Genomic DNA, 20,717 nt, shown 5'->3' with positions numbered 1-20,717 from the left:
CTCATGGATGTGAAAACCATAGAAACCTTACTGGAAGATGTAAAAACCGGACGGATTTCTATCCAGGAGGCCGTCGAGAAGCTCCGGCGTCTTCCTTTTGAGGACATCGGAATTGCCCAGATTGACCATCATCGTTCTCTCCGCTGCGGTTTTCCGGAGGTGATTTTCTGCCCTTTTAAAACAAAAGAGCAAATTCGGGAAATCTTTCTGCGAATGGCCCAGACAGGGCATAACGTACTGGCTACCCGCGCTTCAGAGGAAGTCTTTGCATTTGTGAGCGAGGGCTTTCCCGGCAAAGGTCTTTCTTATGACAGACAGGCAAAGACGATTGCTCTTGTGCAAAAACCGATACTTTATCGGCCCGGCTATATTGCTGTCGTGACGGCAGGCACAGCAGATTTGCCGGCCGCATTCGAGGCCCGTGTGACGGCAGAATTATTTGGGAGCCAAGTAAAGCTTTTTTGTGATGTTGGTGTGGCCGGCCTGCATCGGCTTTTAAACTGCATTCATGAGATTCGAAAGGCGGATGTGGTAATTGTAGCAGCCGGCATGGAAGGGGCCTTAGCCAGCGTGGTAGGGGGGCTGGTGGACTGTCCGGTGATTGCCATCCCTACAAGCGTGGGTTATGGGGCCGCTTTTGAAGGATTGTCAGCCCTTTTGACGATGTTAAACAGTTGTGCGGCAGGCATTACCGTCGTGAATATTGATAACGGTTTTGGGGCTGCCGTGGCAGCCTGTCTGATGCATCGAAAAATGAGACCTGCTGAGGAAAACAATGAATCAAATCAATAAGGTGCCTGATCTGGCCCCGCGGCCCCGTGACGGGCACAAAGGAACCTTTGGGAAGGTTCTCATCATCGGCGGTTCTGTGGGCTTTAGCGGAGCCCCCGTCCTGGCGGCCAAAGCGGCCCTTCGCAGCGGGTCAGGTCTGGTCCGCGCAGCTGTCCCGAAATCCATTCAGCCGATAGCGGCTTCTCTGGATCCCTGTTATACGACCATTGGGCTGCCGGAAGATCCTTTAGGCCGCATCGATGTGACTGCATCAGCACTCCTCGATCGCTTTGCTGAAGAAAACGATGTGATTTGCTTCGGTCCCGGCGTGGGAACAGGAACCGGAACGCGGGAAGTGCTGCTTCATCTGCTTGCCAAGCCGAATGTACGGCTTATTGTGGATGCGGACGGACTGAATATTCTGGGTGCTGCAGGCAACTGGCCGTCCAATAGAAAAGCATCAATGATTCTGACTCCGCATCCCGGAGAATTCGCTCGCCTTTGGAGGGGGCTGTTTCGTGAACCGATACCGACTGAGCGTATCGAACAGGCGAGCCGAATGGCACGACATGTCGGCAGTACAGTGGTTCTCAAAGGAGCAGGAACCATTGTTGCAGATTCTGAACGATACTACGTGAACACGACCGGAAATCCCGGAATGGCCACGGCCGGTTCGGGGGATGTTTTAAGCGGGATTATCACGGCTCTGGCTGGGCAGGGACTCACGGATTTTGATGCGGCTGTCCTCGGTGTCTATATACACGGTCTTGCCGGCGATTTGGCTGCACAAGACAAGGGGGAAATCTCTTTGACGGCAATGGACGTGATTGAATATCTTCCGGCAGCATTTCAACACTTCCTTCAGAGACAACCCCGATGACGTTCGAATATATAACCGACCGAAGTCTATATGAAAAAGTATTGCTGGAAAAAGTGCCTTCCGCCAAATCCTTCCTCTGGTTAGGCACAAGCGACATAAAGGATTTACATATCCTCTTGCGGGGGAAATGGATTCCTTTTCTAAAAATTCTTGCCGAATTGGCTCACAGACGCGTCTCGATTCGTCTGCTTCATGCGAAAGAGCCCGGCAAACGATTCCAGATGGATTTTGACCGTTATCCTGTTCTTCTGCAGGGAATGGAGCGAATGCTTTGTCCACGGGTCCATTTCAAAATGGTGATTGTGGACGGACTCTTCGGGTATTTCGGCAGTGCGAATTTGACAGGAGCTGGAATGGGCGGCAAGGCAGACAATCGCAGGAACTTCGAAAACGGAATTATCACAAACGAGCCTAAGCTGCTGGGGAAAATGATGGAACAGTTTGACAGCGTCTGGCGGGGAGATTTTTGTCCGAATTGCGGAAGAAAAGATTACTGCTGTGAATTCAGCGAAATCCTGGATAACGACCAAAAAAGATAAACACCAGCCGTTATAGGCACTATTCAACAGGAGTATCTTGTGTTTTTCGCTGAACCTTTCGAAGGAAACATCCGATAATAAAAAAAAGAAAAGGGCATTGAGGAAGAGCGGGGATTTTTCCGATTAGTATATCAGTAAAAATATGGATATGCTGTTTTTGCATCCTGAAATTATTTGGTATATTTTATACGGGAGATTTGTTTTGGATAGGAAAGGCAGAAACGAGGTGAAACGATGAACCAGCGTCCGACGATTGTTCACATCACCCATGAGGCCATTGAAAAAATCGGGGGTATAGGGGCTGTCCTGGAGGGGCTTTTTACCAGCCAAAACTACCTGAACGCCGCGGGCAGAACGATCTTAATCAGTCCGCTGTTCTTTCGGGATGAAGGGGTCGATTCTCGTTTGGGGCCGGGCGGAGAAGTCCTGTATTCCTCATTGGACGGTCGAACACGCAGCAGTTATGCCGCCGGCTTCCAGCGAATTGAAGACCAGTTCAATGTAGATATTGTTTACGGCCGGCGGGTCTTTTTGGACCCGATGACCCATATCAAGAGCACGCCGGAAGTCATTCTCATCGATGTCACCCGAATGGACCCCAATCCGGTCAATCAATTCAAGGGGGCTATGTTTCGGGAGTTTGGCATCCGAAGCGATTTGTATGAGAACCTGTGGGAATATGAACAGTATGTTCGCCTGGCACTTCCTGCATTAGAAACCCTTCGCGTTGTAGGGGCTGCTGAAAAGGAGATTCCTACTGTTCTGGTTGCTCACGAGTTTATGGGGATTCCGACGGCTTTGGCCGGCATTCTCGACCCCTATGATTTTAAGACGGTCTTTTATGCCCATGAAGTCGCTCCGATGCGCCGGATTGTGGAAAGCCACAGCGGGCACGATACAATGTTCTACAATGTTCTCCGCAAGGCCCGTGAGCAGGATTTGTATGTCAACGATGTTTTCGGAGATCAAAGTCACTTTTTCAAATACGCTCTGGTAGAGGCCTCCCGTCATTGCGATAACATCCTGGCGGTTGGGGATTGTGTCGTGGATGAACTGCGTTTTTTGGCGCCGGAGTTTAATCTGGCCGACATTGATTTGACCTACAACGGCATCCCGGCCTATCAGATCGGGCTGGCGGAGAAATATGAATCCCGCAATCGGCTGCGGCAGTATTGCGAAAATCTGCTCGGCTGGAAACCGGACTTTATTTTCACGCATGTGACGCGACTGGTTATCAGCAAAGGGCTGTGGCGCGACCTGCGTGTGCTGGAGCATCTGGATCGGGAATTCCGTACACTTAACAAGACGGCGGTGCTTCTTGTGCTCAGCACGGAAACCCACAAACGCCGAGATCGCGACATTTATCAGATGGAGGCGGATTATCACTGGCCCGCAGCCCATCGCGAAGGGATGCCGGACCTGTCCGGCGGGGAAGCGGCCTATTATGCCGGCGTGCAGGAGTTTAACCTGCGGAGCCGCAATATCAAGGTGATTTTCATCAACCAGTTCGGCTTTAATCGGCAGTGCTGCGGACATCGGATGCCGTATGATATGGAGTTTATGGACATCCGCAAAGGAACCGACGTAGAGTTCGGCCAAAGCATCTATGAGCCGTTCGGCATTGCGCAGCTGGAGCCGCTGTGTTTTGGGGGATTGTGTGTTGTGACCAGTCTGTGCGGCTGTGCGGGATTTGTCCGTGCGGTCACGGGCGGCCAAAAAGTTCCAAATGTGATTGAAGTGGATTATACAAACCTGAACGGGCAAAGAGGGATGGCCCTGGAGGATCTGCTTCAGATTGACCGGGAGTTCCGCGACCAGATTGAGTACAAAGTGAGCGAGAAAGTGGCTCTGGAAATTTGTGCTCGACTGCCGAAAAATGACGATGAATTCAACCGGCTGCTTCACAGCGGCTACGAACTGGCCAGCCATATGGGATGGGAGGCCGTTGTAGAAAAATATTTTCTGAAGAGTTTGAACAAAGCCCTTCGCAAGCAGCACAGCCAGACTTTTGTCCTGTAAAAAAGAACCCTTTCAGTCTAAATCTGCCGGCTCCTTCGGCCGTGTCAGGATTAATAAGTCAGGCCGTATCCGTACTCAAACAGAGGTTCATAGGGCTTATCGCCGAGGTTAATGGGGATTTGGTCCATTGACTTAGGCCATGAAAAGGACAGTTTCCCGGTCGGTTTATAATCCCCGAAAAGAACATCCGCAATGCCTTGTCCTTCGGTTCCGGGCAGCCAGGCGGCAATGAGGGCATCCGCCTGGTCGAGAACTTCACCGAGAATCAGAGGACGGCCCGAAAACAGGACAACAACAATCGGGATTCCAGCTTTTTTCACATTTTCGATTACCCGCTTATCCTCTCGGGAAATTTCCAGATTTTCCCTGTCTCCATACCCCTCTGCATACGGTCTTTCCCCGATTACCACCACTGCAACATCTGCTCCCTCTGCACGCTTTCCGTCATCTGAATAGGTCACGAGGGTTTGTTCGGACACAGTCCGGCGGATGGCGGTCAAAACAGTGGTTCCATTAAGCGTGACGGGGCCGCTTTGGCCCTGCCAGGTGATGGTCCAGCCGCCGCATTGATTGCCAAGGTTGTCAGCACTCCGGCCGGCCACATGAATTCGGGCTGCTTTTTTGGAAAGAGGCAGCGTTCGGTTTTCATTCTTAAGCAGAACAAGGGACTCCCGAACGGCCTGTCGAGCAACCCGTCGATGGGCCTCCGAACCAAATTCCTTCTGAAGACGGCGGTCGGCTTTCAGAGAGTATCCCTTATCCATCAGGCCCATGGCGTACTTGACACGCAGAATTCGGCGGACGGCGTCGTCAATTCGAGACATCGGAACCGTACCTTCCTCCACCAGTTCCTTCAAATAGACAAAGAACTCCCGATAGCGGTTCGGCTCCATCGCCATATCCATCCCGGCATTGATACAGATGCCGATAGCCGTCTTGAAATCCGGGTGAACCTGCCGGATGGCATTGTAATCAGAGATTAAAAAGCCCTCGAATCCGAGTTCTTCTTTCAGAACGGTGGTCAGCAGATATTTGTTGGCGGAACACTTTACGCCGTTCCAGCTGCTGTAGGAAGGCATAATGGTTCCAACTCCGGCCTGGATGGCAGCCGGATAGGGGGTCAGATGGATGCGTCGCAGAGTCTCTTCATCCGTTCTGACATCGCCCTGATCCAGCCCTCTGCCGTTTTCAGAAGTGCCGAAGAGGGTTCCGCCGTCTCCGACATAATGTTTCGCACAGGCCAGCACGGAGTACGGATTTCGCAGATTATCTCCCTGAAGGCCCCGAACGGCCGCCGCGCCCAGCAGCGCACACAGCTGCGGGTCTTCCGAAAATCCTTCATACGTACGTCCCCAGCGTTCATCCTGCGGAACGGCAACACAGGGAGCGAAGGTCCACTGGATACCGGTCGCTCGGACTTCCCGGGCGGTAATGCGTCCGATTTCCCGGACTAATTCCGGATTGCGGGTACATCCCAGACCGATATTGTGCGGGAAGATGACGGCACCGAGCACGTTGCTGTGCCCATGAACAGCATCCACCCCGTAAAGAAGAGGGATTTTCAGTCGCGTATATCGGGTTCTTTTCTGAAGCCGTTCATATTTTTCCGTCCAGTATTCCAGCGTATTTCCCGACGGCGGGTCTGCATCCCCGCTGCTCAAGATTGAACCCAGATAATATGTTTCGATGTCAGACTCTTTGAGCAGAGAAGTGCTTTCCGCCTGAATCATCTGGCCGATTTTTTCCTCGAGGGTCATTCGGGCCAGCAGCTGATTGGCCTGAGGGTCATAAGAAGACAAAGAACGGGGCCGCCCCGAGGAATCAAGCCCCAACATCAAAAATGCCAAAACAAAAGCAATCCCTGCAAAAAATCGACAGCGTGAAATCCCCAGCTGTTTCATAGAGCAAAATCCTCTTCGCTACAATGGTTCAGTTCTTACCGGTTCCGCGGCGTCTTCCGGCATACCCATAAACGCGTTCTGGAAGACGGCCGAGCAGCCGGCATTGTAAGGAGCCGGTTGGAGCGAGTAAAGAAGGTTTGACAGAAAAAGATGGTTCCTTTTCCGATGGAAACCGATTTGCATGAAGGAAACGTAAAAATCTAACTTGTTTTCTGGAAAGACCTTATGAACAATGAAGGCGCTGGGACTCGAACCCAGGACCTACGGCTTAAAAGGCCGTTGCTCTACCGGCTGAGCTACGCCTCCGCCTTTCAGAGTGGTTCTGACTCTCTGAAAAGGCCATAAAACATAACACGAAAAGGAAAAATATCAAGAAAAAACGCAAAAAACAAGGAAAAGTCTTCTGAATAAAAAAGCCCGCTCTCTCTGGAGAACGGGCTTTTTGGAAACGCAGAATTGTCCTATCAAATATACTCGTTCAGAATGTTTTCCAGAAGCTCCTGCCGTCCGGAACGGAGTTTCGGTTCTCCATTCTCGAGAATGTATTTTTCGAGCTTTACAAAGTCCATTTTGCCTGCCTCAATGGCACGCCCAAACGGAGTATCCCAGCCGGCATAGCGTTCTTTAACGGCTTTGTCGAACACCTTGTCCTTAATCAGACGAGCAGCAATCTTCAGCCCGCGGGCAAAGGCGTCCATCGCGCCGATATGGGCATAAAAGAGGTCCACATTGTCGATAGACTGCCGACGCACGTGGGCGTCAAAATTCAGACCGCCGGTCGTGAATCCGCCCGCCTTCAAGATGATATACATCGCCAGCGTCGTATCATACAAATCGGTCGGGAACTGGTCCGTATCCCATCCCAGCAGCAGGTCTCCGCGATTGGCATCCACCGACCCGAGCAGGTTGTTGGCGGCGCAGAAGGCCAGCTCATGATGGAACGTATGAGCCGCCAGCGTGGCATGATTGGCCTCGATATTCAATTTGAAGTGCTCTACCAGACCGTACTTCTGCAGGAAGGCGTAACAGTTGCCCGCATCAAAATCGTACTGATGTTTGGTTGGTTCCTTCGGCTTGGGCTCAATGTACAGCTGGCCTTTGAAGCCGATTTTCTTTTTGTAATCGACCGCCATCTGCAGCAGCAGGGCCATATGGTCCAGCTCCCGCTTCATATCGGTATTCAGCAGCGTGTCGTACCCCTCGCGGCCGCCCCAGAAGACATATCCTGCACCGCCGAGCTCTTTGGTGATTTCCATCGCCTTCTTGATTTGGCTGGCGGCATAGGCAAACACGTGCGGATCCGGATTCGTTCCCGCTCCGGCCATAAAACGCGGATGAGAGAAGGCATTGGTCGTGCCCCAGAGGAGCTTTACGCCCGTATCCGACTGCAGCTTCTTGGCCATCGCCACAATTTTGTCCAGACGCTTGTTGGTTTCAGCCAGATTATCCGCCTCCGGCGCAATATCGCGGTCATGGAAGCACCAGAACTGAACCCCCAGTTTGGTGAAGAATTCAAACGCCGCCTGAAGGGTCTGTTCGGCCCGCTGCATCGGGTCAGAGGCCTTGTTGTAGCTGCGGACAATTGTATTCATCCCGAACTGGTCCGCCCCGAGCCCCTTCATTGTATGCCAGTAGCAGACGGCAAACCGCAGATGCTCGGCCATCGTTTTGCCCATCACCTTTTCTTTGGGATTGTAATGCTTAAACGCCAGAGGATTCTTGGAATCAGGCCCCTCATACACCACTTTTTTGACTTCAGGAAAATATTCCGTCATTGTTTTCCCCTTTCTTAGTATAGGTTATCCGAGCTGTTTGTGCAGGATATTCCGCCATGCCGCATAGGCCTGACGGCACAGGTCCGCCTGTGCCGGCCTGGGCTCGATGGTTTCCACCCTTTGAAGGGTCTCAAAGGCCTGAGCAAATGTATTATAAACGCCGGCCCCGATACCGGCACCGCGGGCAGCTCCCTGCGAACCGTCTGTATTGTACAATTCGACGACGGCTCCGGTCAGGGTCGCAAAAGTCTGAGCAAAAACAGGACTCAAGAACATATTGGCCTTTCCGGCCCGGACCGTGTCCATCCGAATCCCCATATCCTTCATAATTTCCAGCCCGTACTGGAGTGCAAAGACAATTCCTTCCTGGCCGGCCCGCAGCAGATGACCGAGATGATGGCGATTCAGATTCAAATTGTGTATTGAAGCCCCGAGATTGCGGTTTTCCAGCGTGCGCTCCGCTCCGTTGCCGTAGGGCAGAATCACCAGACCTTCACTGCCGATGGGGACCTGCTCGGCCAAGGCATTCATTTCCGGGTAATCTCTGCCGGCCGCAGCCGTATGTTTGAGCCAGCTGTTCAGAATCCCCGTCCCATTGATGCACAGAAGAACGCCGTTGCGAATCTGCCCAGGGGTATTGTTGACATGGAGGAAGATATTGACACGAGATTTCGGGTCATAGGCAGGGCGGTCGCTGATGCCGTAGACAACCCCGCTGGTGCCCGCCGTAGCCGCAATCTGGCCCGGTTCGAGCACGTTCAGTGACAGAGCATTGTTGGGCTGGTCGCCCGCACGATACGTTACAGGAGTACCGGCTTTCAGCCCCAGCTCCGCGGCAGCCTCTTTTGTCAATTCCCCCTGAGGGCCAAACGTCGGCACCAATTCAGGAAGAAAGGAATGGTCAAATCCGTAATAATCCATCAGAAAATCAGCCGGAGCGGCCTTCGGAAAGTTCCAGAGTATCATTTCCGACAATCCGGAGGCCGTCGTGACCGCCCGCCCGGTCATTTTCAACGCCAGCCAGTCGCCCGGAAGCAGGATTTTCCAGATTTTTTTGTAATGGTCGGGTTCATTCTTCATGACCCATTTTAACTTGCTGGCCGTAAAGTTGCCCGGACAGTTCAGCAGTTCACGCAGGCATCGCTCCGCCCCGAGATCTTTGGCGGCCTGATTGCCAATTTCAACGGCTCGACTGTCACACCAGATAATCGCAGGACGAATCACATTCCCGGATTTATCAATACAGACAAGCCCGTGCATCTGGTAGGTAATCCCGACGGCTTTAATATCGGACGGATTCACTCCGGATATTTTTAAGACTTCTGAGGTGGCCGCTTTCAGGTTGACCCACCAGTCTTGCGGATTCTGCTGGGCCCAGCCCGGCTGAGGAGCTTCGATAGGCATTTCCTTTTTCGGTGCGGCGGCGGAAGCAGCGACTTTCCCGGTTTGGGAGTCCAAAAGAGTGGCTTTGATAGAGGAGGTGCCGGAATCGTAACCAAGCAGGTACATTGCTTTCTCCCAATATCATCGTTCAGTAATCGATTACTGAAGGCCATTATAGGAACCTTTTGCGCGAGTGCAAGAAGAGTTTTTTCAGAATTTTACGCAAATCTCTTTCCGCAGAGACGGTCAGAAGACGGGACCCTGCGCAAAATTGTCTTTTTTTGGGCGCAAGATTGCCTTGTGAAACGGCTAAAACAGAGCGAAAATATAGTAATAGATTGTTCCAGAATGGGGCTGGTTTACCGGCTGGAGCGGAAAGGAACCCGATGAAAAAAATAGTGCTTGTTTTTCTGATAATTGTGTCCGGGGCCGCTTCTCGCGGAGCAGATGGATTTGGTCAGAATACAACCGGCGGGGCGGGTGGGATCACTGTTGTCGTATCCACTCCTGCAGAGCTGAAGACCTATGCGGAAACAGTCAATACCCCCTATATTATTCAGGTCTCGGGCACATTGGACCTGGCTTCCATCGGCGGCAAAATCAGTATTCAATCAAACAAAACCATCGAAGGTACAGGAATCAATCCCACGATTATCGGCATGCTCGGGTTTAAGAAGGGCTGTTCGAATGTCATTATTCAGCGGTTGACGATTCGTTGTCCACAGGGCTATGGGGAGGGAAACGGAATCGCCGTCAAGGAAGACATCACGAATGTTTTTATCACAAAATGTACCATTTACGACTGTTATGACGGTCTGGTGGATATCACGCGCCGTTCCGACAACATCACTGTATCCTGGTGCAAATTTTATTTTACCCAGCCGATGAACAATCAGCGGGTCAGTCTGGTCGGCAGCAGCGACAGCGCAACAGATGACTACGGCAAACTGCATATCACGTACCATCACAACTGGTTCGGGGCAATGTGTCTGCAGCGAATCCCGTCCGTGCGATTTGGAAAGGTGCATCTGTACAACAATTACTACCACTGTACAGGCGTGCAGACACTCTACGGCGTCTGGGCGCGGCTCTATGCCGAATGTCTGATAGAAAACAACTACTTCAAAGAAGTAAATAATCCTTATTACAATATTGACTACGATGATACGGTAAAGGGCAAAATCGCTGCTTCTGGAAATATTCTGGACAACTGCACCGGCACGGTGCATCCGGGCACTGACAGCGTTTTCACACCGCCGTATGCCTATAGCCTGGATGCCGCTTCGATGGTTCCGGTGATTGTTCAGTGGGGAGCCGGAGCCGACGGCAAAGACGGCTATCCGCCGCACTGGCTGTTCGGATTGTACGGCGATTTTGATTTGAACGGACAGATCGATTACACCGATTTTGCCGTCTTTGCAGGGTCTTGGAAGGCCGTCAGCGGAATCGAAAACGCAGACTACTATGCGAACGGCATTATCGATTTGGAGGAACTGGCTCTGTTTGTGAGCAACTGGCTTTATATCCCTCCGGACACAACCCCGCCGGCCGCTCCGGCGAATTTGCGAGCTGTGGGGCAGAATGCCCGCGTCTTCCTGCAGTGGGATGACAATTCCGAACAAGACCTGGCGGGCTACAACATTTATCGTTCAACATCCTGGGACACAGGATACGTAAAACTGAATGCGGCTCCTTTGTCCGCTTCCGAATATACGGACGAAGCTGCTGTGAATGGTATGATGTATTATTATGTCGTGTCGGCCGTGGACAACAATCACAATGAATCCGTCTATTCGGCCCAAGCATGCGCCGTTCCTGATGACGCTTCAGACAGCATCATCATTCAGGAAAACCCGACCCTGACAATCACCGGCTTGTGTGATTTAAACGGCATTGTGGATACGGAAGAGCATCCGGGCTATACCGGCTATGGATATTGTGATACAACGAATGCGGCAGGAAGCAGCATCAACTGGAAGATTTCCCTTTCCGAATCGGGAACCTACACTTTTACCTGGCGGTTTGCCAACGGTTCAACTGCCCGTCCCGCCCGCTTGCTGATAAACGGAATTGAGGCGGCAGCAGGCATCGATTTTCCGTCAACGGGTGCATGGGAAAACTATACCACCGTATCGATAGAGCTTTCCTTAACAGCAGGACTCAAAGAAGTTCGCCTTGAAGCCCTCACCAGCGACGGCTGTGCCAACATCGATTATTTCAAAGTCAGCGGTCCATCTCCTGAGATTGCCGTCTGCAATTAAATCCGGCAGGAAAAAGAGAAGCACCGGCAGGAGCTCACTCTGTGTTTTAAACGTCCCTTTTTCATTTTTATATAAAAACAAGCACCGTCTGAAAACGGCCTTTTCTCGTCCAAGACCGCAAATATTTGCTGCTTTCCGAGTTATTATCGAACCCAGCCTAATGTATATGTTCTTTCTGCAGCAGGTTTTTTTCTGAACAAAGCCGTTTTTTTACTTAGCCGATACTAAATACGTAAAGACCCGCCGCTAAATCGGTTAGTGAAAAATGAGGTGTCAACCGATGCGAACACGGAATACGAAAATTTTTGCCTTCTTCCGGGCGCTTTATGGAGGATTTTTCTGTGTTGCTGCCGCACTGACCCATGCACAAGAACCTGTTGCAAAAGACCTCTTTGACATGTCTTTGACTGAGTTGATGGATATTGAAGTCTACGTTCCCGGTTCCATTACAGAAAAAGATCCCTTCAAGGTGCCGGCCAGCATTACAGTTATCACGGCGGAAGATATCGCCCGCACACCGGCTCGAAACCTGCTCGATTTGATTGAAATCTATGTGCCCGGCGCTCTGTATATGAACCACAGTGTCGGTCCCGTGCCCGGCATCCGCGGCATCATCGCCGATCGGCCCTACAAGTTCCTTGTGAATGTCAACGGAATCAATGTCAACATCAAGGCCCATTACGGAGCACGGCTGGAGCTGCTCAATTGGGATTTGGGCGATATTGAACGGGTGGAAATTATCCGCGGACCCGGTTCCGTTACCTATGGACCGGGAGCCATCGGCGGTGTCATCAATATCACCACGAAAAAAGCCAAAGACTATCCGGGACTGCAGCTGGCCGGGAAATTCTGGGACAAATACGACAGCATCGGCAACTCCGTCAGTTACGGGTATCAGGGGGAGAAAACCTCTCTTTATACATATCTGAGTGTCGTGGATACGGCGGGAATTAACCCGGACCTGTTCGGCGTTGAAAATGCGACTCGAAGCGGTTATGTAAAGGGATATCCTACTTCTCCTTACCGGCCTCGTCCGCCGTTTACGTATATGACGGATTTCTTCAATGAACCCCAAATCAAAGCCCATGTGGATTTCAACTTCTGGGAAAACTGGCGGTTCTGGGCACGCTATACCAATACCTCCTCTGAGTTAGCCCAGGGGTCCGGCGTCAAATATGAGTTCGACGGCCAATACAAGGATTTCCGTCAAACCCGCTATCGTTATTTTCAGCTTGCCCTCGAGAATCTGGCTCCATTGACAGACGAGCTGAATTTAAAAAGCACTTTCGGCTTAAGTTCTATCGATGTTCATAACATTGAGAAGTGGGATTCCAAGCTCGATAACGACAAGGACAACCTGCAGAACATCGGCTGGATTTGGTCTGAATGGGAGTATTTTGCACGGTTCATGCTGAACTACGAGCCGGAGAAGGACTGGCTGAAGGCGGCGATAGGATTTGAGTACAGCTATGACTTAATCCGTCCTGCCTGGGGGAAGGATAAAGATGACGGACTTCGACTGGCGACAGGCATTATCAGCGGGCCTACTTCGGAAGCGTACGGCACCAGCACGGCCGGGACGGGTCAGGTAAACGAAGACAGCGACCGCTATTTTCCCGTCGGAGAAGGATGGGAAACGGGCACCTATGCCTTTCTCGGTGAAGTCAACCTCAAACACAGCTCCCGGATGAGCACCCTGTGGTCGGCCAGATTGGATAAGCACAGCTATACGGATTACATGTTTTCTCCCCGGTTTGCCTGGATATATGAGTTGAAAGAGGACGAGTATCTTAAGTTTATTACCCAGCGGTCTGTTCGGATGAATACCCAGGAAGAGCTGTATATGAGCCACGAAATCGGCACATCCAACAAACCGGAAAAACTGGACACATTCGAATTGATTTATTCCGGCAAGGGCGGGAAAAATCTGTTTTATCAGGCCTCGACATTCCTAAACAAAAATGCCGTGATTGCCTGGGACTGGACGGCCCGCCGCAGCGCACCCATCGGAACATTGCGAACCGCCGGAATTGAACTCGAAGCCCAGTACAAAAAAGAAAATTGGAATCTCGGTGTGAATCATTCATTTGTCAAACAGCTGGATTGGCAGCTCGACAAGGGGATGGAGGCTTCCGGCATCAGTTATTCGGATTATTATGTCAATGCGGGCTCCGGCGTCATTATTACTTCGAAGGGAAATGATTTGAACAACTGGTCCAATCATGCAACAAAACTGTTCAGCAATATCCAGTTTTTTGACGGCAAACTGACCCTCCATGGGGATTTGAAAACCTTTTGGGGCTTTGAGGGCTGCCGTGACGGGCTGGATGCTCTGGAAGAAGCCGGCGGCACGGCGGCAAGAATTCGCGATGTCAAAAAACATGATGCTTACGATATGGAAATTACGGCCAATCTGTCGCTTACCTATCACATCAGCAAGGCGGCCGAACTGACCTTCTATGTCCAGAATATTCCCGTGCTCGGAGACAACAAACGCTATTCCTATTCTTCCGGCTACAAAAAACCCTATCCGGACAAGAGTGCCTGGATTGAAGAGCCGACAATGGTGGGCGTTCGCTATCAGCTCCGATTCTGAAACCAACAAAAAAAGCAGGCCGCTCAGAGAAACCGGCGGCCTGCCTTGTTTGTCCGTCAAACTGCTAATAATCAGGTGTTATCCTGGTTTTTTTTGCCTAACAGAAAAATGGGGGCGGCAATGGCTATGGAGGAGTATGTCCCGACTACAATCCCCACGAGCATCGCAAAGCTGAATCCCCTCATTCCTGTTCCGCCCCACACATACATAATGAAGAGAACCAGGAACGTGGTGAAAGAGGTCAGGATTGTTCTGGAGAGCGTCTGATTGATGCTGTCATTAATCAGTCTGGGCGTAAGCATCATCGTCTTGCCGCGGTTCTCACGAATTCTATCGAATACCACGATGGTATCGTTCAGCGAATAACCGATAATCGTCAGAAAAGCGGCAATCATTTCCAGATTAATTTTGAAATCCAAAATACCCAGTGCCTGTCCCAACGGGGTACCGGCCACATAGGTGCAGGCCGTAACCAACCCCAGCGTAATGCAGACGTCGTGAACAAGAGCGATGATAGCCGCCATGCCGTAGCGGACACTGCCGAATCGGAAGCCGATATAGAGCACAATAGCCGCCAGCGACAAGACAATGGCCAGCAGCGCCCGCACTTTGGCCTCCGAGCCGATTGACGGATCAATTTGCGTGACACGCGACAGAGAGGTCTCCATCGAAAGGGCCTGCGTAATCCGTGTTGTCTCATTGTTTGTGTATTGGGTGCGTTCTTCCTCCGTCAGCGTCCGAAAGGCCGCTTCCGGGTGCATGCTCACATACAGGAATTCCTCTATCGGCTGACTGTCGGGCAATTCATTCAGATTGGGCTGGAAAATCTGGAAGGAATACCATTGCAGATTCTCTGTATCCCGTTTGAATTTCAAATCCTGCAGGCGGGTCCGAACTTCCCCTGCGGTAGAGGGCACTCCTAATTTGACCAAAATCTGGACTCCCCCGGCAAAGTCTGCCAATTCCGGAGTGCCCACCGGTACTTCCCGAGCCCAGACGATTTGGGGTTTGAGGTCTTCTTTAACCGCCAGAAGATCTTTAAAAGCCGCTCGAATCGCATCGCTGACAATTTCATCGATCTTCAGCTCCGCAATGGTCATTTTGTCCCCGAAGGCCTCCTGAAGAACTTCCTGAACAAGAGAAAGATTCAGTCGCCGTGTTGTAATCTGAAAGCGTTTCTCGTCCAGAGACTTCACTTCCAGGGCGGGAAGCGTCTGATCCAGTTTTCGTGCAGCCGACCGGACGGCATCCAGAACACTCTGAACCGTTTGACCGGCCTCGCTGAAAACAATCTGAGCCCGGCACCGGTTGGTTTCCGTCGTGGTAATTTCATACTGCAGACCGCTGTCTCCGATGCTGTAAACTTTGGCGGCCGCCAAAGCGCGATTTCCAATGGATTCGGCGTATTGGCGGAACTTGTCTTCCACAATCTTTCGGGTATAAGCCGTTCCAGGCTTTAGGTCGATTTGGGCACTGGTACCGCCGGTAAACTCAATATCATATTTGCTGTTTGTCGTCTCATCTCGCGTGAAGAAAACAGCCAGACCGCCAATCATCAGAGATCCGGAAATCACCAAAAACAGCGGCCGCATTCCCATCCAGTTTACGCGGGCATTTTGAAGAATTGCAAACATTTTCAGCGGCTGATTGAGTATCCGTCGACCGATAAGGAAATCAAAAATGACTCGGGTGACAAACAAGCCCGTAAACATGCTCGAAATGATGCCGAGCATCAAAACAATGGCAAATCCCTTGATTTCCTCCGAGGCCACCATCAGCAGAATAAACGCAACACCGAATGTCGTCAGGTTGGCGTCAAAAATCGTCCGAAAGGCCCGACCGTAACCATTGGCAATCGCGGCACGGAGACTCGAACCTCGCTTTTGTTCCTCCCGAATGCGCTCAAAAATCAGCACATTCGCATCCACGCTCATGCCGATTGTCAGGATCAAACCGGCGATGCCCGGCAGAGTAAAGGTGGCATTGAAAGCCGCCATCATCGCCAGCACAAACAGCAGGTTGAGCAGCAGGGCGATGTCTGCGATTGCACCCGCCAGCAGATAGTAAAGGAACATAAAACCGGCCACTGCAATCAGACCGATATACCCTGCACGCAGCCCCTGTCGGAGATTATCCGCACCCAGCAGGGGACCGATGGTCTTCTCCGAAATCGGTACTTCCGACAATTTGGCCCGGAATGAGCCGGCATTCAGCTTGTTGACCAAATCCGTCTGCTCTGTGGGACTGAATTTCCCTTCGATAATTCCGGAGGTGCTGATAGCGGCCCGAATGGTTGGAGCCGACAGGGCTCGGTCATCAAGGATAATGCACAACGGCCGCTTGAGATTATCCTGTGTCAGATTGAAAAACAGATTCGCGGCCGTCTGGTTAAAGGTAAAACCAATCGCACGCAGTCCTTTGTCGTCGCGAGTCGGATAGGCACGACGCAGTTTCCACTTCTTGTCCGGCGAATGGAGCATACACTCCTTCGGCTGATTGCTCGCCAGGACGTATTTCTTATCCCCGAATGTGCCGACAATGCCTAGTCCATCCGGCCAATTGGCGGGGTCTTCAATTTCCACCCATACATACTTGGCATCCGATGCCTGTCGCGGTCCTTTCAGCCGAAGCGCCTCCAGATAGCCGCGCATTTCATCCATATTGGTCCGGCCGTCGTCCGGTGTCGGCAGAATTCGAAACTCCAGCACACCGGACCCTTTGAGCATCCGCTTGAGGTCTTCCGGATCATCCAGCAGACCGGCTACCTTGCGGTATTCCTCATAAAGGGTCTCAATCTGAGCGATTTTTTCCTGTCGGTCCGGGAACTGCTTCTTCAGCTCATCCAGCGCCTCGCGGCGGCGTATTGAATTGGCCGGCAGTTCAAGAATATCCTGCAGCTGCTGGAGATTCAGGTTCAGCCGATTCAGGTCTGCCACCGCCTTGTTCCAGCGAGCATTGGCTCCATCGTCAGGACGCGTCAATTCATTGACGGCTTCCGCCCAGCGCCCGTAAAGAGCCAAATACTGCTTGAGAACATCCAGCAATGCCGTCTGTTCAGGAGTCAATTGGTCCTGGGCAGGTTCTGCGGGTTTGAGCCATTTGACAAATCCCTGCATCGCCTGAGTTCGGCGTTCCTCGGGCTGTTCATACCAAAGAGGGATATTGGAACGAATCGAATCCGTATCCAACCCTTGTTCCTGGAGCGGTTTCAGCAGTGCCTCCATCTGTGCCCAAGTCTGATCCCGTTCATTCTGCCTGGCGGTCCGCAGGTCGTATACTTCAGCCAGAGCAGTTAAGACAGCCAGCCGCTGCGGATTGTTCTGTGCCAGAGACTCCAGACGGGCCTGCCGTTCCTCTTTCGGCAGAGAAAGCATTTTCTTGACCTGGAGCAGGTTCAGATTCTGCCGTTCAAGGTCCTGCAACGCTTCCTGAAAGGCCTGCCGTTTCCGGCGGGTTTCCGGGCTGGACACCGGCAGCTGAATCTCAATGCGGGTATCCTCCTGCGGACGCATCACGAGATTGGCCATATGGCTGGGGTCGATTCGCTTCATCAGAATGGGAATCATGCTTTCCGCCAGTCCCTTGCGTTCCTGAGGAGAAAGCCCCGTTGTGTCAATCTCATAGATCAGACTGGTGCCGCCGGCAAGATCCAGTCCCAGTTTCAGCCGTTCCTGCGGAGGATAAACAACCCAAATCCCCAGAATCATCAGAGCCGCAATCAGAAGCAGTTTCCAGATCAAGTTCCTGTTCATAATGGTTCCTATTTGAGAGTTGTTCTTTTCGTTGCCGTTACTTCTTCTCGTCGGAGATGACTGTTGCAATAGCCGACGGAATGACCCGGATTTTTGTATTCGTGGATTCATCAACCTTCAGGATGATTTCATCCGGCCGTACATCCACCACCGTTCCGTAAATGCCGCCGATAGTCCGAACCCGGTCATTTTTCTTCAAGGAAGAGACCATTTTCTGGTGCTCCTGCTGCTTGCGGCGGGGGCCCCGAAACAGGAGCAGATACATCACAATCAGAATGATAAAAAACGGCAGCATTTGGACCCAGGGATTCGGCTGAGGCTTCTCAGGGCCTTCTGCAGAAATCCCGGAGTCTTTCTGCTCCGTAACCGCTGTTTCCGTCTGGCCCTGGGGCTGTGCGGTGATGACTTCCGTTTGTTCCGCCGTCGGCTCGGCGGCGGCCAGCATCCATATTGACTTCATAGGCATTCCTTCCTCTCTTGAGTTTCTGAAATTTCCATTTGGGATTCTTTTTTGTGTTTTTCAATAAATGTCCGGGACCAGACCTCAAACGTTCCGTCCCATATGGTTTTGCGTATCGTGTTCATCAAACGCTGATAATACGTCAAATTATGCAGCGTCGCAAGAATCGGCCCGAGCATTTCTCCGACATTGAAAAAATGCCGAATTGCCGCTTTGGAGAAGGTTCGACATGCCGGGCAGGGACAGCCTTCCTCAATCGGCCCGGAATCCTGCGTCCACTGGCTGTTTCGAAGACGAATCGGCCCGTCATCGGTAAAGGCAAAAGCATTGCGGCCGTTGCGGGTCGGCAGAACACAGTCAAACATATCCACCCCGGCCCGCACCGCCGCCACAATATCCGCCGGCATTCCTACTCCCATCAGATACCGCGGCTTGTCAGACGGGAGCAGGGGGGCCGTAAACTGCGTTGTCTCCACGAGGGCATCATGTCCCTCTCCCACGCTCAGACCCCCAATCGCATATCCGTCAAAATCCATTGCCGTCAGGGCCTGAGCACACTGACGACGCAGGGTCAAATCCGTTCCCCCCTGAACGATTCCAAACAGCAGCTGCTGCGGATTTTGGTGGGACTGACGGCACAATTGGGCCCAGCGAACGGTGCGTTCAACGGCTTTTTCCAAACGGCTCTGCGGACAGGGATAAGGAGTACATTCATCAAAGCACATAATAATATCCGCACCGAGCCGATTCTGAATTCGGATAACCGAGCAGGCATCCAACACCACCAGAGAGCCGTCGATATGGCTGGCAAATTCAACACAGTCATCATCCACCCGATTCAAACTGCTTAGCGAAAAAACCTGGTAGCCGCCGCTGTCCGTCAGAATCGGTCCCTCCCAGCCGCTGAACCGGTGCAGACCGCCCAGGGACTCAATCACTTCCACACCGGGCCGAAGCAGCAGATGGTAGGTATTGGCCAGCATCATTTCCGCACCGGTCTGCTTCAGCTGGTCCGGCAGAATGCCCTTGACAGAGCCGCGAGTCCCCACAGGCATAAAGGCGGGGGTCCGGACGGGACCGTGGCCGGTGTACAAAATCCCGCACCGTGCCGCCGTTTGCGAATCAGATACCTCGATTGTAAAATGCTTCATTGGGTCTCCGCCAGTCGCACAATTTGACTGCCCGGATAATAGTACTCTATGATTTCCCGATACGTTTTTCCCTGCCGAGCCAGTGCCTGCGCACCGCTTTGACAAAGGCCGACGCCGTGACCGAACCCTTTTCCGTCCGTAAATTCAAATCCATGCGGCGTTGTCCGAAGCGTAAAAATTGTGCTTTTCAGTCTGCGGCCGCTTGAATCTGCTGTCAGCCGGAAATCCTCCCCTCGGAGAAAGGCGGTCTGGCCGTTCGAACCGACTAGACGGAGGGACGTAATACGGCCGTTTTCCGATACACGGACCGGCTCAATCCGCTCAATTTCGCCCAGTCGGCTCAGGGACGGATACCGCTGCACCAACCGCTCTGTGAGGATTTGACGGTCTATCAGAACACCGGACCAGGAATAAAAATCCGGACGGGCCGTTTGTCGGCAATACGGACATTCAACCCCTTCGAGGGCTTTGACCGAATCTCCAAAGACATTTCGGCTGTTTTCCGTATGACCTCCGCAAACCGAGCTGTAATACGCAGGAAAAAGACGCCGCTGCCCTTTGGAATCAGGACAGACAAGCACCTGACCGTCTGTTTGAGCAACGGCATGGTTGGTCGGCGCTGTTTCCGCCAAAACACCTTTATACACCTGATTGGCTTGAGTCCGCTTCAAATCCCAAAGCCGTCCGGAGCCGAAACGATTTTTGATGTACAAGGAATAGGTCCGGCAGGCAACCGCCTGTGCCTTTAAGGCCTCCGGCTCCCAGTACGAATGCATTTCCGCAGGCACAACCCCGCGAAGGTAAGATTCCAGCGGAACATGATTAATCGCCAGAAAGCCGCTGCCTTCCGGATTCTGAACCAGCCGAAGATACCCCCGAAACGGAACCTTATTCACTTCAAAAACAAAGGGGCTTTCCGTGCGGATCAGAATATCATTCTGAAAACGCTGGTCCCCAATCCCGAATCCGTCTCCGAGCCATTGAACAGAAAGAGTTTGGTAGGGGCGTTCGAAACGAACCCGACTGTCGGTTTGACGGTCTTCTATCACCAGAGCACTGTAGCTGTACAGTGTGCACTCACTCAAATTGCCAAAGAGCAAAACTCGTATCCAGCGTTCTTCGGAGTCGTCAATGCCGCTGGTTACGCTCGGCAAGGGGTTTCGGCTGCATCCGGCATACAGCAGAATCCCGGCTGCCAGAATCCGTATCCAGTTCTTCCTTCTCACGAC

13 protein-coding genes and 1 tRNA gene are annotated in these 20,717 nt (G+C 52.1%); 6 read left to right on the top strand and 8 right to left on the bottom strand.

Features of this window, described 5'->3' with window-relative positions; all coding sequences use genetic code 11:
* The first annotated feature begins 3 nt into the window (after nt 1–3).
* The 4 genes from larB to PKY88_03395 all read left to right on the top strand — a co-directional run bounded on the left by larB (nt 4) and on the right by PKY88_03395 (nt 4,209).
* Nucleotides 4–792, top strand: a complete 789-nt coding sequence (gene larB / locus PKY88_03410; GenBank protein ID HOQ04247.1) for a nickel pincer cofactor biosynthesis protein LarB — start codon at nt 4–6, stop codon at nt 790–792.
* Entirely contained in the window at nt 776–1,651 is an 876-nt protein-coding gene (locus tag PKY88_03405; GenBank protein HOQ04246.1) for an NAD(P)H-hydrate dehydratase, read from the top strand. The genes larB and PKY88_03405 overlap by 17 nt, the downstream gene beginning before the upstream one ends.
* Nucleotides 1,648–2,190 (top strand): phospholipase D-like domain-containing protein, encoded by a 543-nt coding sequence (locus PKY88_03400; GenBank protein HOQ04245.1) that lies wholly within the window; start codon nt 1,648–1,650, stop codon nt 2,188–2,190. Before PKY88_03405 ends, PKY88_03400 begins: the two co-directional genes overlap by 4 nt.
* Before the next feature lie 234 nt (nt 2,191–2,424).
* Nucleotides 2,425–4,209: a hypothetical protein gene (locus tag PKY88_03395; protein ID HOQ04244.1), complete on the top strand. Its 1,785-nt coding sequence runs from the start codon at nt 2,425–2,427 to the stop codon at nt 4,207–4,209.
* A gap of 50 nt (nt 4,210–4,259) precedes the next feature.
* Here the strand turns inward: PKY88_03395 and PKY88_03390 are convergent, their stop codons facing one another.
* The 4 genes from PKY88_03390 to PKY88_03375 form a co-directional block, all read right to left on the bottom strand.
* Nucleotides 4,260–6,110, bottom strand: coding sequence for a glycoside hydrolase family 3 N-terminal domain-containing protein (locus tag PKY88_03390; protein ID HOQ04243.1), 1,851 nt, complete (start codon nt 6,108–6,110; stop codon nt 4,260–4,262).
* A 233-nt stretch (nt 6,111–6,343) separates the two neighbouring features.
* A tRNA-Lys gene (locus PKY88_03385) sits at nt 6,344–6,416 on the bottom strand.
* Nucleotides 6,417–6,574: 158 nt separating this feature from the next.
* Complete coding sequence (gene xylA, locus PKY88_03380; protein ID HOQ04242.1) at nt 6,575–7,885, bottom strand: xylose isomerase; 1,311 nt, start codon at nt 7,883–7,885, stop codon at nt 6,575–6,577.
* Between the two features lie 24 nt (nt 7,886–7,909).
* A complete protein-coding gene (locus PKY88_03375) occupies nt 7,910–9,394 on the bottom strand; it encodes an FGGY family carbohydrate kinase (protein ID HOQ04241.1) in 1,485 nt (494 codons plus the stop codon).
* Nucleotides 9,395–9,654: 260 nt separating this feature from the next.
* Here PKY88_03375 and PKY88_03370 point away from each other — a divergent pair, with 260 nt between their 5' ends.
* Both PKY88_03370 and PKY88_03365 read left to right on the top strand, forming a co-directional pair.
* Nucleotides 9,655–11,529, top strand: a complete 1,875-nt coding sequence (locus tag PKY88_03370; protein ID HOQ04240.1) for a carbohydrate-binding protein — start codon at nt 9,655–9,657, stop codon at nt 11,527–11,529.
* Between the two features lie 397 nt (nt 11,530–11,926).
* Complete coding sequence (locus PKY88_03365) at nt 11,927–14,125, top strand: TonB-dependent receptor (GenBank protein HOQ04239.1); 2,199 nt, start codon at nt 11,927–11,929, stop codon at nt 14,123–14,125.
* A 71-nt stretch (nt 14,126–14,196) separates the two neighbouring features.
* Here PKY88_03365 and secD read toward each other — a convergent pair whose 3' ends face one another.
* From secD to PKY88_03345, 4 genes are read right to left on the bottom strand one after another with little or no spacing between them, the layout of a single operon-like run.
* On the bottom strand, nt 14,197–17,877 hold the full coding sequence (gene secD / locus PKY88_03360; protein HOQ04238.1) for a protein translocase subunit SecD: 3,681 nt from the start codon (nt 17,875–17,877) through the stop codon (nt 14,197–14,199).
* A gap of 37 nt (nt 17,878–17,914) precedes the next feature.
* A complete protein-coding gene (gene yajC / locus PKY88_03355) occupies nt 17,915–18,337 on the bottom strand; it encodes a preprotein translocase subunit YajC (protein HOQ04237.1) in 423 nt (140 codons plus the stop codon).
* Nucleotides 18,334–19,488 (bottom strand): tRNA guanosine(34) transglycosylase Tgt, encoded by a 1,155-nt coding sequence (tgt, locus tag PKY88_03350; GenBank protein ID HOQ04236.1) that lies wholly within the window; start codon nt 19,486–19,488, stop codon nt 18,334–18,336. Before tgt ends, yajC begins: the two co-directional genes overlap by 4 nt.
* The gene (locus PKY88_03345) at nt 19,485–20,714 is read right to left on the bottom strand and encodes a SpoIID/LytB domain-containing protein (GenBank protein HOQ04235.1); all 1,230 of its coding nucleotides are present in this window, start codon (nt 20,712–20,714) and stop codon (nt 19,485–19,487) included. Before PKY88_03345 ends, tgt begins: the two co-directional genes overlap by 4 nt.
* Nucleotides 20,715–20,717: the final 3 nt, after the last annotated feature.

The organism is Anaerohalosphaeraceae bacterium (assembly GCA_035378985.1).
GTDB lineage: Bacteria > Planctomycetota > Phycisphaerae > Sedimentisphaerales > Anaerohalosphaeraceae > JAHDQI01.
This window is presented reverse-complemented; position numbering and strand designations above follow the sequence as displayed.

Coding starts and splice junctions, on each gene's coding strand:
- larB (HOQ04247.1), top strand. CDS start 4: ATGGATGTGAAAACCATAGAAACCTTACTGGAAGATGTAAAAACCGGA.
- PKY88_03405 (HOQ04246.1), top strand. CDS start 776: ATGAATCAAATCAATAAGGTGCCTGATCTGGCCCCGCGGCCCCGTGAC.
- PKY88_03400 (HOQ04245.1), top strand. CDS start 1,648: ATGACGTTCGAATATATAACCGACCGAAGTCTATATGAAAAAGTATTG.
- PKY88_03395 (HOQ04244.1), top strand. CDS start 2,425: ATGAACCAGCGTCCGACGATTGTTCACATCACCCATGAGGCCATTGAA.
- PKY88_03390 (HOQ04243.1), bottom strand. CDS start 6,110: ATGAAACAGCTGGGGATTTCACGCTGTCGATTTTTTGCAGGGATTGCT.
- xylA (HOQ04242.1), bottom strand. CDS start 7,885: ATGACGGAATATTTTCCTGAAGTCAAAAAAGTGGTGTATGAGGGGCCT.
- PKY88_03375 (HOQ04241.1), bottom strand. CDS start 9,394: ATGTACCTGCTTGGTTACGATTCCGGCACCTCCTCTATCAAAGCCACT.
- PKY88_03370 (HOQ04240.1), top strand. CDS start 9,655: ATGAAAAAAATAGTGCTTGTTTTTCTGATAATTGTGTCCGGGGCCGCT.
- PKY88_03365 (HOQ04239.1), top strand. CDS start 11,927: ATGTCTTTGACTGAGTTGATGGATATTGAAGTCTACGTTCCCGGTTCC.
- secD (HOQ04238.1), bottom strand. CDS start 17,877: ATGAACAGGAACTTGATCTGGAAACTGCTTCTGATTGCGGCTCTGATG.
- yajC (HOQ04237.1), bottom strand. CDS start 18,337: ATGAAGTCAATATGGATGCTGGCCGCCGCCGAGCCGACGGCGGAACAA.
- tgt (HOQ04236.1), bottom strand. CDS start 19,488: ATGAAGCATTTTACAATCGAGGTATCTGATTCGCAAACGGCGGCACGG.